The 12,252-nt window shown below is 71.4% G+C and carries 14 protein-coding genes; 11 read left to right on the top strand and 3 right to left on the bottom strand.

Annotation, left to right across the window (positions count from 1 at the left end):
- Nucleotides 1-6: 6 nt before the first annotated feature.
- The 5 genes from CEP17_RS08770 to CEP17_RS08750 all read left to right on the top strand — a co-directional run bounded on the left by CEP17_RS08770 (nt 7) and on the right by CEP17_RS08750 (nt 3,673).
- Entirely contained in the window at nt 7-1,467 is a 1,461-nt protein-coding gene (locus tag CEP17_RS08770; RefSeq protein WP_112931977.1) for an FAD-dependent oxidoreductase, read from the top strand.
- 109 nt (nt 1,468-1,576) lie between these two features.
- Nucleotides 1,577-1,972: a hypothetical protein gene (locus tag CEP17_RS08765; protein ID WP_039416266.1), complete on the top strand. Its 396-nt coding sequence runs from the start codon at nt 1,577-1,579 to the stop codon at nt 1,970-1,972.
- Between the two features lies 1 nt (nt 1,973).
- Nucleotides 1,974-2,384, top strand: coding sequence for a phage holin family protein (locus tag CEP17_RS08760; protein ID WP_036318163.1), 411 nt, complete (start codon nt 1,974-1,976; stop codon nt 2,382-2,384).
- Nucleotides 2,374-2,646: a hypothetical protein gene (locus CEP17_RS08755; RefSeq protein WP_039416267.1), complete on the top strand. Its 273-nt coding sequence runs from the start codon at nt 2,374-2,376 to the stop codon at nt 2,644-2,646. Before CEP17_RS08760 ends, CEP17_RS08755 begins: the two co-directional genes overlap by 11 nt.
- A 232-nt stretch (nt 2,647-2,878) precedes the next feature.
- Entirely contained in the window at nt 2,879-3,673 is a 795-nt protein-coding gene (locus CEP17_RS08750; protein ID WP_112931976.1) for a uroporphyrinogen-III synthase, read from the top strand.
- A gap of 21 nt (nt 3,674-3,694) precedes the next feature.
- On the opposite strand, the gene CEP17_RS08745 is transcribed toward CEP17_RS08750, so the two are convergent.
- Nucleotides 3,695-4,672 (bottom strand): acetylxylan esterase, encoded by a 978-nt coding sequence (locus CEP17_RS08745; RefSeq protein ID WP_112931975.1) that lies wholly within the window; start codon nt 4,670-4,672, stop codon nt 3,695-3,697.
- 126 nt (nt 4,673-4,798) lie between these two features.
- On the opposite strand from CEP17_RS08745, the gene CEP17_RS08740 reads away from it, so the two are divergent.
- A complete protein-coding gene (locus CEP17_RS08740; RefSeq protein WP_112931974.1) occupies nt 4,799-5,188 on the top strand; it encodes a hypothetical protein in 390 nt (129 codons plus the stop codon).
- Between the two features lie 7 nt (nt 5,189-5,195).
- On the opposite strand, the gene CEP17_RS08735 is transcribed toward CEP17_RS08740, so the two are convergent.
- Both CEP17_RS08735 and CEP17_RS08730 read right to left on the bottom strand, forming a co-directional pair.
- The gene (locus tag CEP17_RS08735; RefSeq protein WP_036318149.1) at nt 5,196-6,020 is read right to left on the bottom strand and encodes an ABC transporter permease; all 825 of its coding nucleotides are present in this window, start codon (nt 6,018-6,020) and stop codon (nt 5,196-5,198) included.
- Nucleotides 6,017-7,099 (bottom strand): ATP-binding cassette domain-containing protein, encoded by a 1,083-nt coding sequence (locus CEP17_RS08730; RefSeq protein WP_112931973.1) that lies wholly within the window; start codon nt 7,097-7,099, stop codon nt 6,017-6,019. The genes CEP17_RS08735 and CEP17_RS08730 overlap by 4 nt, the downstream gene beginning before the upstream one ends.
- Nucleotides 7,100-7,222: 123 nt before the next feature.
- Between CEP17_RS08730 and CEP17_RS08725 the strand changes: the two genes are divergently transcribed.
- From CEP17_RS08725 to CEP17_RS08705, 5 genes are all read left to right on the top strand, one after another.
- Entirely contained in the window at nt 7,223-8,287 is a 1,065-nt protein-coding gene (locus CEP17_RS08725; RefSeq protein WP_112931972.1) for an enoyl-CoA hydratase/isomerase family protein, read from the top strand.
- A complete protein-coding gene (locus CEP17_RS08720; protein WP_112932917.1) occupies nt 8,287-9,123 on the top strand; it encodes an LssY C-terminal domain-containing protein in 837 nt (278 codons plus the stop codon). The genes CEP17_RS08725 and CEP17_RS08720 overlap by 1 nt, the downstream gene beginning before the upstream one ends.
- The gene (locus tag CEP17_RS08715; RefSeq protein ID WP_112931971.1) at nt 9,120-9,647 is read left to right on the top strand and encodes a hypothetical protein; all 528 of its coding nucleotides are present in this window, start codon (nt 9,120-9,122) and stop codon (nt 9,645-9,647) included. Before CEP17_RS08720 ends, CEP17_RS08715 begins: the two co-directional genes overlap by 4 nt.
- Before the next feature lie 8 nt (nt 9,648-9,655).
- Nucleotides 9,656-10,606, top strand: coding sequence for a DnaJ domain-containing protein (locus CEP17_RS08710; protein ID WP_112931970.1), 951 nt, complete (start codon nt 9,656-9,658; stop codon nt 10,604-10,606).
- 34 nt (nt 10,607-10,640) lie between these two features.
- A complete protein-coding gene (locus tag CEP17_RS08705) occupies nt 10,641-12,236 on the top strand; it encodes an SLC13 family permease (RefSeq protein WP_112931969.1) in 1,596 nt (531 codons plus the stop codon).
- Nucleotides 12,237-12,252 lie beyond the last annotated feature (16 nt).

The raw sequence follows: 12,252 nt of genomic DNA, 5'->3' as shown, positions 1-12,252 counted from the left end.
GGGGGCGTGTCCGACAAGCCTGCAGCCGACCTCGCCGACCGTGCCCGCACCACCCGCGTCGTGGTGATCGGTGGGGGGATCGCAGGTCTGGTCGCCGCGTGGGAGTGCGCTCGCATCGGCATGCCCGTCACGCTCATCGAACAGCAGCCCCGGCTCGGCGGCCGGATCGAGACGGACGAGCTGGACGGCATCACCGTCGATCTGGCCCCCGAAGCGTTCTCGCTCTCGGCGTCCGCGCTCGCGGGGCTGCTCGATGAGCTGGAACTGCGTAGCGAGGTGGAGCCGGCGCGCGACGGGTCGGTCGCAGTGGCGCTCGCCACCCCCGGTGGCCCACGCGTGGTCACGCTGCCACCGAATCGGGCCGGCATCCCGGCCAACGTGTGGGCCGAACCGGTGCGCGCCCTCGTGGGGGGTCGGGGGGTGTGGCGGGCCTACCTCGATCGGTTGCGGCCTCCGTTGACCATCGGTCGTGAGCGCAGCCTGGGTGCGCTCGTGCGCTCACGCATGGGCGCGCGCCTGCGTGAGCGTCTCGTCGCCCCCCTCACTCTCGGCACCTGGGGTGTCGATCCCGACCAGATCGATGTGGACCTCGCCGTTCCGGGCCTCAGCGCCGCGCTGACCCGCGCGGGCTCGCTCGCCGGCGCGGTCGGCCAACTGCTGCCCGACGACGCCGCGACGAGAGGTCCGCGCCGGGCGCGGTTGCGAGGTGGGCTGACACAGCTGGTCACGGCGCTCACCGAGCGACTGCTGCTGCTCGACGCCGACCTGCGGGTGAACCACCGCGCACGGGGCCTGACGCGAACGCCGGACGGCTGGCTGGTGCATCTGGACCCCGCGGACCTGCGGGACGAGGCCGAGCTTTCCTCCGCGCAAGAGTCCGCGGAGCCGCTGGCCGCGGACATCGTGGTGCTCGCCGGCGGAGCGGCGAGCGGTGCCGCTCTCCTGCGTGAGCACGGCATCGTCCTCGAGGTGGCGCCGCTGCCGGTGCGCGACGTCGTGACCCTCGTCATGGATGCCGGGACCGCCGCCTCCGACGGCCCCTCGACGATCTATCCCGTGCCGGGCGCGATGGCGGCGGCATCCGTGATCGACGTCGGCTCGGCGTGGTCGGGTGTGCACGCCCAGGCCGGGCCCGACCGGCGTGTGTTTCGTGTGACCCTCGACGCGTCGCCGACGGACGATGCGACGGAGATCGTCGCGCGCGCCGCCGCCGACGTGACGAGGTTGTGGCCCGGAATCGGGCATGTTCGCGCGGCGACGCATCGACAGGCGCGCCTGGCCCCGCCCGCCTCCGTGCTCGGGCACGCCGAGCGCAGTGCGGCGACCCGCGCGGCGATCGGCCGCCGGCACGGTGGCCTCATCGCGGTGGGCGAGGACCTTGCCGGCGGCGGCGTGTCCGGCATCGTCGCGGACACCCTCGCCGAGGTCGAGCGCGTCCGCCACGACGTGCTGTGGACGCGCTCCTAGCACACGCCTCCCGTCAGGGACAGCCCCGTGACCGGAGGATGCCGGAATCGGAATATTGCGACTACCCTGGAGTCACGAAGCACTCCCGGCACGGACGTGAGGAGACGCCATGAAGGGCAAGATCGGCATCGTCGTGGGACTCGCCGCGGGCTACGTGCTCGGGTCGCGCGCCGGCCGCGAGCGCTACGAGCAGATCAAGGCGGGCTACCTCAAGCTCTGGAACACCGCACCGGTGCAGAAGCAGGTCGCTACCGTGAAGGAGCTCGGCAAGAGCGCCGCCCTGGCTCTGCCGAGCGCCCTGTGGGACGGAGCGGTCAAGGTCACGCGCGCGGCGAGCCGCAGCGGCACGCCGGGACAGAAGCTCGACTCGGCGATCCGTGCCGGTCGGGCCTCGGCGGACGACGTCGCGCGCGGGGCGGAGAAGACCGCCGCCGAGGTCAAGAAGGCCGCTGACAAGGCCGTCGCGGACGCGAAGACCGCGGCCAAGAAGGCAGCGGACGACTGACATGGCGACGCCTCGGGGATTCCGCGACCGCGCCGACGACAGCCTGCTGACACTGGTCGGCGAGGTGCCGGAGCTCGTCCGCAACCTGGTGGTCGCCGAGATCGACTCGGCGAAGAACTGGGCCAAGAAGGCGGGCAAGGATGCCGGCATGGGCGGCGTCTGGTTCATCGTCGCCCTGTTCTTCCTCTTCTGGTCTCTGCCCGCGCTGGCCGCCTTCGCCATCATCGGACTGTCCTCGTGGATGCCGGCCTGGCTCGCCAGCCTCATCGTGGTCGTGATCGCGCTCGTCGGAGCCGCCGTCTTCGCGTGGCTGGGGCTCCTGCGTTTCAAGCATTTGAGTCGTTCGACCAACCCCGTCGACGCCGTGAAGGTCGACGCGCGCATCGTGAAGGACGTGGCCGATGAGTTCTGACCAGCCGATTCCGCGCACCGCCGTCGCCCTCGGCATCACCGACCCGGTGGAGAGTGCCCGTGCCGAGTTGAAGGCCGCTCTGGCGGCGATCGAGGTCAAGGCGAATGTGCCCAAGCGCGTCGCGCAGGCCACCGATCGTCGGATCGCCGACGCGCGTCGTTACGCACGGCGCAACCCCACGCAGGCCTCGCTCGCCGTGCTCGGTGCGGCGGCGGCGGTGGGACTGGCCGTCTGGGGGATGGTCCGCGCCTACACGCGCTGAGCCGTGGTCGGGCCCGCTCGCGCGTGTTCTGACACCTGCCGCGGGCACTGTCAACCCCGTGTCCGAGCTGTGCGTCGCCCGGGGTATGCTCGTGTCTCAGGCAGCGGCAATGGTGCGCAAGCTGCCGGCAACGACGACCCGAGCCGCGCAGCCATCGCGTTCGCGCGTGCACGAACGTCGTTGCCGGATGCGCGAAACCGTGCGTCCCGACTGAGCATCACGAAAGTCGAGCATGATTCCTGACCCGCACGCCGCCAAGCCCCTGAAGGGGTGGCGTGTGCTCGTTCCGCGCGGGGGTCCCTGGGGGGACTCCGTCGCGGCGACGCTGCGGGTGCAGGGCGCCGTGCCGGTCATCGCCCCGCTCATCAACTTCGCTCCCTCGACCGATCAGGCCACGCTGGAGCAGGCTCTCGCCGATCTCGCCGCCGGCGCGTTCGACTGGGTGACCCTGACAAGTGCCACCACGGTGGACGTCCTCTACGCCTATCGCGCCGTCATTCCCGCCACGACGCGGGTGGCGGCCGTCGGTGAGACCACCGCCGCCGCACTGGCCGCCGTCGGCTATCGCGTCGACCTCGTCCCCGACGAGGACAACTCCGCGGCGGGAATGGCCTCGCAGCTGATCGAGCTCGAGCCGGCAGCGCGGCGCATCCTGACGCTGCGCAGCGAGATCGCCAAGCCGGTGCTCACGCGCCGCCTCACCGAAGCGGGACACGACGTGCGCAGCGTCGTCGCCTACCGCACGGTCGGGGTGCCGGTGACGGAGCGGATCGCGCACGACGTCGCCAGCGGCCGCATCAACGCGATTCTCGTCACCAGCGGCTCGGTCGCCGAGCAGGTGCGGCTGCAGTTCCCCGAGATCCCCGACACCACCGTGATCGCCGCCATCGGACCGCGCACCGCGAAGGATGCCCGGAAGGTGGGTCTCGGCGTGAGCGCGGTGGCGCGGGAGCAGACCGTGGAGGGGCTCATCACGGCGGTGTCGAACTTTCCGCTGCCGCACGCCACGGACGAGTTCCACCTCTGACGCGCGATCCGCGCTCTCCGTTCAGCCGAGGATCTGCGCGAGGAAGCGCGCCTGCTCCTCCCACTGGAACGCCTGACCGCCCTCGTGCTCGTTGAAGTCGTAGACGCGGATCTGCTTGTCATTCCGCTCGACGTGGTTGTAGGCCGCGTAGACGGTCGAGGGCGGGCACACCGGGTCGAGCAGGCCGACCGAGAACAGGGCGGGCGCACTCAGACGGCGCGCGAAGTTCACGCCGTCGAAGTAGGAGAGCGTGTCGAGCACCCGTTGCGTGGCACCGCGGTGCACCGAGAGGTAGCGCACCACTTCGTGGTACGGCTCGCGGTCGGTCATCCCGATCGCGCGTTCGAAATGGCAGAGGAAGGGCACGTCGGGCATGACCGCGACGAGTCCCTCGCTCAGTGCCGCCGCGGCCAACGTGATGCCGCCGCCCTGGCTGCCGCCGGTCACGGCGATGCGCGCGGCATCCACGACCGGAAGGGTGCGAGCGGCGTCGACGAGGCGCACGGCGTCGGTGAACACGCGGCGGTAGTAGTAGTCCTCGGGCGATTCGATGCCGCGAGTCATGTAGCCGTTGGTCGAGGGCCCGGTGCCGTGCGGATCCGGTGTCGATCCCGGAGCTCCCCAGGTGGATCCCTGCCCACGCGTGTCCATGAACAGATGCGCGTAGCCGGCCGAGGCCCAGCCGAGCCGTTCGGTCGGAAGCCCGCGACCTCCGCCGTAACCGTTGAACTCGATGACGGTGGGCAGCGCAGCGGCAGCGTCGGCACGTCGGGGCGTGTGCAGCCACGCCTTGACGGGTTCGCCGGCGAACCCCGGGAACGTCACGTCGAAGACATCGATGGTGCTCAGCACGGTCTCCACGGGCTCGACCACGATCTCGCCTCCGGCCGCGCGCGACTGTGCGATCGTCCGCGCCCAGAACTCGTCGAAGTCGACGGGCTCGCGCACCGCGGGACGAAAGGCTTCCAGAGCGGGGAGATCGAGATCGAATCGAGGCATCGGGAGACTCCGTGTCGGGTGACGCCGGCGCATCGTCGCCGACGTTCCACGATATCGCCCGCGCCGAGACCGGATCGTTGCGGGGCTGTGAGCATCCGCACATGGTGACGCTGGCAGACTGAAGTCATGGTGACCCTGCTGCTCGATTCGACGCAGCTCGAGGTCGTGCTGTCGGGCGTCGAACGCGCCCTGTCGCGGCGATCGGAGAGCGTGCGCGTCGACAGGTCTCACATCCTCCGGGTGCAGCTGACCGACGACGCCTGGACCTGGCTGCGCGGAGTGCCCAGCCCCGGCACGCAGGTGCGGGGCACCGTCGCGATGGGAACCTGGCGCTCCGCGAGCGGCAACGATTTCGTCCTGGTGCGCCGTCGTCGCCCGGCGGTGGTCGTCGATCTCTCCGACGATGCCGAGTTCGAGCGCCTCGTGCTGACGACTCGTCACGGGGTCGCGCTCGTCCAGGCATTGCGTCTGGACGGCGACGACGCGTCGGACGTCGTCGAACTCGCCGACTCCTGACGGCGGGTCAGGCGACGTCGCGCCGCCAGCTCGTCAGATAGCCGAGGCCGACGAACACCACGGCGTAGCCGAGCAAGACCATGCCTCCGCCCCACCACGCGAGAGGGACGGCCCCGCCGGCGCCCATCGTCGCGTAGATGCTGGTGCCGACCAGGGCGTCCGAGGCCGCACCCGGTAGGTAGGCGGTGACACCCGACAGGCCCTCGACCAGCGTTGACACAGTTCGCGCGATGGGCTCGACGAACTGCGTGAACGCCAGCACGCCGACGACGGCGGCGACTTGATTGCGCACGAGGGTGCCGACGCCGACGCCGATCAGCGTCCACAGAACGAAACTCGCCACGATGCGCCCGATCATCGCCCAGGTGTCGCTCTCGCCCAGCCGCGTGTCGACGCCGAACGCGGCGAGTGCCGCCGCGCCGATCCCGACCGCCGCGACGAGCGCGACGCCGGCGTAGAGCAGGCCCATGACGACACCCGCGGTCAGCTTGCCGCCGAGGGCGATCCCTCGCCGCGGCGTGGCCAGGAACGTCGGCGTCAGCGTCTTGTGCCGGAACTCGTTGGTCACCAGGAGGGTGCCGATGAGCAGGGGGAACACGTAGCCGACGGAGGTGGCGAGGCTGTAGATGAGCGGAGGCAGCATCGTCGGCGACATCTCGGCACCGCTGGTCGAGCTGCCCGGCAGCGTCCCGCTGGCGACCGCACCGAAGACGGCGGACAGGCCGCCCGCGGTCACCCCGACGTAGGCGAGCAGAACGACGGCGAGAATCCACCACATCGCCGTGGTGAACTGCTTCGTGAGCTCCGACCGGGACGCGTTGACGAGACTCATCGCACATCTCCTTCCTCGGCGGCGACCGTATCGTTCGGGTCGTCCTCGACGGCGTGGATGTACTCGGCGTCCTCGACGCCCGGCTCCGGGTCTTCGGGCGAGGTCGTGACGGGCGCGGCAGCGGCCGCGAGCGGCGCGGGGAGGTCGTTCACCGGGGATGACGCCGGCGCCGCCGGCGCCTGGACACGCGTGCCGTTCACCAGCTCGAGGAACACCTCCTCCAGCACCGGGCCACGCCGCTGCAGATGCGACAGGGCGACTCCCGCGGCCGCGGCGATGGCGCCGAGTCGCGCGGGCTCGGCGCCGCGCACGGAGAAGCCCGAGCGCAGGGGCGTGTACGCGATGCCTGCGGCATCGAGAGCATTCGCCAGGGCGGTGCGGTCGGGGGCATCGATGATCGTCGCCACGTCGTCCGCGGCGACGAGGTCGCCGATATCGCCCTCGTAGACGAGTCGGCCGCGGGAGATGACCAGCAGTGCCGACACCGTCTGCTGCACCTCGGCGAGCATGTGCGACGACACGAGCACCGTGCGTCCTTCGCCGGCCAGTTGGCCGAGGAAGCCGCGCAGCCACTTGATCCCCTCGGGGTCCAGACCGTTCGCGGGCTCGTCGAGCACCAGCACGCCGGGGTCTCCGAGCAGCGTGTAGGCCAGGCTGAGGCGCTGTCGCATACCGAGCGAGAAGCCGCCCACCTTGCGGCCGGCAGCGTCGGCGAGCCCCACGAGGCCCAGGACGTCGTCCACTCGTGCGCGGGGGAGCCCCGCCGCGTGTGCGGCGACGGTGAGGTGACCGGCGGCGGTGCGCCCGGGATGGAAGCTGGAGGCCTCGAGTGCGGCGCCGACGGTCTGCAGCGGATGGCGCAGCTCCGAGTACCGCCGGCCGCCGATGGTGGCGGTGCCGGAGGTGGCGCGCACAAGCGCGAGCAGGATGCGCAACGACGTCGTCTTGCCCGCGCCGTTGGGGCCGAGAAATCCCGTCACGCGTCCGGGCTCGACGCGGGCGGTGAAGTCGTCGACGGCGCGAATCGCGCCGAATGTCTTCGTGACCCCACGGAACTCGAGGAGGTGTCCTTCGGGCATCGTCGTCCTCTCGTCAGCACCGGCCGTCGTCGGCCGCCGTCTCCATCCTGCCCGATCGGCCCGCGCGGGCCTTGCGCCCGCGCGGGCGGCGCCGATACCGACGGCGCGGGTAACGTTGCGAGAGTGAGCGATGCCGCCGAACCCACCGTGCTGGTCCGCACCGTCCGGGGAGTGGGCCACCTGACCCTGAACCGTCCACGGGCCATCAACGCACTCGACCTGGGCATGATCGAGATCATCTCGGCTGCCCTGGATCGCTGGGAGCACGACGCCGACATCGAGGTGGTGCTCCTCGACGGCGCGGGCGAGCGCGGCCTGTGCGCCGGGGGAGACGTGCGGAGCCTTCGCGAGTGGATCCTCGCGGGACGCGTCGAGGAGACGGCGCACTTCTTCCGCGCCGAGTACGCCCTGAATCTCCGGATCGCCACGTATGCGAAACCGGTCGTCGTCGTCGCCGACGGCGTGACGATGGGCGGCGGCATCGGGCTGGCCGGCCATGCGGCGGTCCGCGTCGTCACCGAGCGCTCGCGGCTGGCCATGCCCGAGACGCGCATCGGCTTCACCCCGGACGTCGGCGGCTCGTGGCTGCTTGCGCACGCGCCCGGACGGCTCGGCGAGTATCTCGCGCTCACCGGTGAGTCGATGGATGCCGCGGACGCCCTCGCCGCCGGCTTCGCCGATGCGCTGGTGCCGAGCGAGCGGATCGGAGACCTCCGCGCCGCGCTCGCCGATCGTGCCGATCCGGCGACCCCGGCCGAGATCGTGCTGCTGTTCGACGAGACGCCGGGGCCGTCGCGGCTCGTCGCAGCCCGTTCGTGGATCGACGATGCCTTCGCCGCCGACACCGTCGCTGAGATCATCGCGCGGCTGCGTGAGCGGCCCGAGCCGGATGCCGTCGCCACCGCCGACGCGCTCTCGACACTCGCGCCGACCGCGCTGACCGTGACGCTCGCCGCCGTGCGCGCTGCCCGGCGGCTGCCGGATCTCCGCGCCGCGCTCGCGCAGGAGTACGGGCTCGTGCTGTGGTTCGCCCAGACCCAGCCCGACCTGCCCGAGGGCATTCGCGCGCAGCTGGTCGACAAGGACCGCGACCCGCACTGGCATCCGGCCGCGTTCGACGACCTCGAGGATGGGCTGGAACAGCGGGCGCTCGCGTGGGAGCCGCCGCTGGCGCTGTGGGAACCGTGATGAGCCGGACCCGGTCTTCGCGCAGATGGTCGATCGGCGTCGCGATCGACCAGTTCTTCTTCGTCTTCGCGGGCCTGGCGGCCATCTGGCTCGCCTATCTGGGCTTCACCGAGAGCTTGACGGTCGGATGGTGGGGCATTCTCGGCTTCCTGCTGTTCTGGTTGCTGCTGGCCTACCTCGTCCTGCCCCGACTGCATCGGATCCTCACGACGATCTACGTGCCCGACTACTTCATCGGACGTGCGCGCACGAGTGACGGCCTTCTCGGCGATCCGGTCAACCTCGCCTTTCTGGGAGAGGGCGCGCAGATCGAGCGAGCGATGCGGGCATCGGGGTGGACGAAGGCAGATCCCGTCACCTTCGCGTCGTCGTGGCGCATCGTGACCTCGACCCTGCGCCGCCGCAGCTATCACGAGGCTCCGGTGAGCCCCCTGTTCCTCTTCGGTCGCCAACAGGACTTCGCCTACCAGCAGGAGGTCGACGGCAACCCGGCGCAGCGCCACCACGTGCGCTTCTGGAAGTGCCCGGACGGCTGGCTGCTGCCGGGAGGCCGGCGCGTCGACTGGTTGGCTGCGGGCACGTTCGACACCTCGGTGGGCCTGTCGCTGTTCACCCTGCAGGTCACCCACCGCATCGACGCCGACACCGACGTCGAGCGCGATCACATCGTCGCGACCCTCCGCGCCGGAGAGCCCGCCGTGCGCGTGGACGTGATCGCCGACTTCTCCACCGGGTACCACGCCCGCAACGGCGGCGGCGACAGCATCCGCACCGACGGTGACCTGCCCGTGGTCGACGTGCGCGGGGTGCACGTCTCCGAGGAGGCCGTGGTATGAGCGAGGAGCGGAACGTGCGGCCCGAACGGCGACCGTCGTATGAACCGGTGACCCGGCTCCTGCAGCCGATCGCCCACGACCCGGCCATGTCGCGGCCGTCCACGACGGTGACCGGCGCCGCTCTGGTGCTGCTGAGCGCGCTGGTCGGGATCGGCTCGATGGTCGAGGTGGCGGTGAACTGGAAGAGCTATGCGAGCGCGGTCGTGCTCGACCTCGACGGCATCGATGCCACCCCCGATCTGGCTGACGCCTCACTCGCCGTCCTGCTCGTCGTCCTCGGCGCCGCCGTGGTGATCCAGCTCGTGTGCGTGATCCTTCTGTTCTTCGGCAGCAACCTCGCACGCGTCGCCGTGATGACCGTCGCCACCCTGTCCATCGCCAGCGCCTTCGCGAGCTGGTGGGCGCGCGATCAGGAGATCACGCTGTTCACGACCCTGCCTGCGCTGGCGCTCGACATCCTCGTGCTGCTCGCGCTGTCCAGCCGCAGCGCCGCGGCGTACGCCCGTCGCACCGAGAAGCGCTGAGAGGTCCCGTGTTCGACAGTCCCCTTTCCGCGTCCGCCTACGAGGTGCTCGGAGTCACCGCGGATGCCGACGGCGAAGAGCTCCGCAAGGCGTACCGCCTGCGGCTGCGTCAGACCCATCCCGACACGGGCGGAGATGCCGCGCTCTTCGTGCAGGTGCAGCGCGCGTGGGAGCTCGTCGGCACACCGGAGGCGCGCACCGCCTACGACCGCGGTCACGGCTTCGGCGCCTCGGCGCCCTCCTACGGTCCGGAAGGCGCCGACGGCAGCGGCGCCGGTACGAGCTGGCGTCCGCCGTCGCGACCGGCCGACACCCGCCCACGCGCGCGCTCGTTCGGCCAGCCCGGGGGGTGGCGTCGAGAGCGCTACCTCGATCTCATCCGCGAGTGGGCGGGACGCGGCACCGAGGTGCCCGACCCCTACGACCCGGCGCTGGTGCGCGCGGCCCCGCGCGAGCTGAAGCGGATGCTCGCGGACGCCCTCGCCGAAGAGGCCAGCGCGCGTGTCATCGGCGACCTGGGCATGGGATACACGGTGTGGCATGACGTCGCCGTCGACGCGCGTGATCCGTCGCTGAAGGTCGATCACATCGTGCTGGGACCCAGCGGCCTCTACGCCCTGCTCAGTGNGGATCTCGGTGGTCCCGTGCGACTGCGACGCGGCGAGCTGATCGGTGAGGGCGTCGAGGGCTCTCCGATCGCCGACCTGGTCGCGGGGGCCCGCGTGCTGGCGCGCGCGGCGCGCGTCCGCTTCAGCGGCGCGATCGTGGTGCTGCCCGACGAGGACGTCGTGAGCGCGATCGAGGAGATCGGCCGGGTGCGCTCGCTGCCCGTGGCGGTCGTCGCGCGATCGGCGCTGGCGACGGTGCTCCGGCGGGGCCTGACCGGTGCCCGCGACATCGGCGGCAATGAGCTGTTCGATGTGCGCACCCGTCTGCAGCAGAGCGTGCGCTTCGTCTGAGGGGCGTGCGGGTTCGGCCGTCTAGGGTGAGGACATGGACCCCGCCGGCTGGACCTTCGTGATCCTCGCGCTCGCGGTCGTCGCGTTCGTCAGCGGCAAGGTGCCGTTGGCGCTCGTCGCCGTGGGCGTCGCGCTCGCGCTCTGGGCCACCGGGGTGCTCACCCTCCCGGAGGCGTTCGCGGGCTTCGGCGACCCCACGGTGCTGTTCATCGCGTCGCTGTTCGTCGTGAGCGAGGCGCTGGATGCCACGGGTGTCACGGCCTGGCTCGGCCATCAGGTCGTCACACGCGCGGGCGCGGGGCGGGCCCGTCTCACCGTCATCATCGGTGCGCTGGCGGCGGTTCTCACCGCCTTCATCTCCATCAACGGCGCGGTCGCCGCCTTGCTGCCGGTCGTGGTCGTCGTCGCCGTGCGCGCCGGCATCGTTCCGTCGAAACTGCTGATCCCCCTAGCGTTCGCCGCCAGTGCGGGCTCGCTGCTCACCCTCACCGGCACGCCCGTGAACATCGTCGTCAGCGAGGCCGCCGTCGCCGCCGGCGGGCGGGAGTTCGGCTTCTTCGAGTTCGCGCTCGCCGGCATCCCCCTGGTGCTGTCGACGGTCGCCGTCGTCGCGCTCGGCGGCGGACGGCTGCTTCCGGCTCGTGCCGCCGAGCGCCTGGCCGATCTCGCCCCCGATCCTCGCGCGCACGCTCAGACCCTTCGCGACAGCTACGACGTCGACCTCGACACGGGCCGCCTGTTCAGCGCGCGCGAGGGTGTCGCCGAGGTGCTCGTGTCCCCTCGCTCGCGTCTCATCGGGCGCACGGCGTCGGCCGGCATGACCACGAACGACGAGAACCTGGTGATCCTCGCCGTCCGCCGCGGCGAGGAGGACGGGCCGAACGCCTCGCGCGGCACCGGTGTTGCCGGATCACTCGTGCTGCGCGCCGGCGATGCGGTGCTGGTCCAGGGGCCGTGGGCCGCGCTGACGCGCTACACGCGGTCGCCCGACGTCATCGCCGTCACCCCTCCCCAGGTCCTGCAGCGCGCCGTTCCGCTGGGCCGGGGCGCCAAGCGGGCGATCGGCATCCTCGCGGCGATGGTCGTGCTGCTCGCGACCGGACTCGTGCCCGCCGCCGTGGCGGGACTGCTGGCGGCCGGTGCCCTCGTGCTGACCCGGGTCTTGAGCGTGCCGCAGACCTATCGCGCCATCTCGTGGACCACCGTCATCCTCATCGCCGGGATGGTTCCGCTGTCGTCCGCCTTCGTATCGACGGGTGCCGCCGACGTCGTCGCCGACGCCGTCCTCGGCGTCATCGGTACCGGCTCGCCGCACCTGGCGCTCCTGGTGCTCTGCGTGCTGACGATGGTGCTCGGCCAGTTCATCTCCAACGTCGCGACCGTCCTGGTCGTGATCCCCATCGCCGTCGCGATCTCGCACGCGCTCGATGCGAGTGTGCAGCCGTTCATGATGGCGCTCACCGTCGCCGGGGCCGCGGCATTCCTCACCCCGGTCGCGACGCCCGCCAATCTGATGGTGATGCAGCCGGGCGGCTATCGATTCGGCGACTACGGCCGGCTTGGGTTGCCGCTGATGTTCGTGTACCTCGCGGTCGCCGTGCTGTACGTGCCGCTCATCTGGCCGTTCTGACGCGTCGCGCCGGGCG

Source organism: Microbacterium sp. PM5, assembly GCF_003293595.1.
GTDB lineage: Bacteria > Actinomycetota > Actinomycetes > Actinomycetales > Microbacteriaceae > Microbacterium.
The sequence above is the reverse complement of the archived record's forward strand: the minus strand, read 5'-3'. Positions and strand labels throughout refer to the sequence as shown.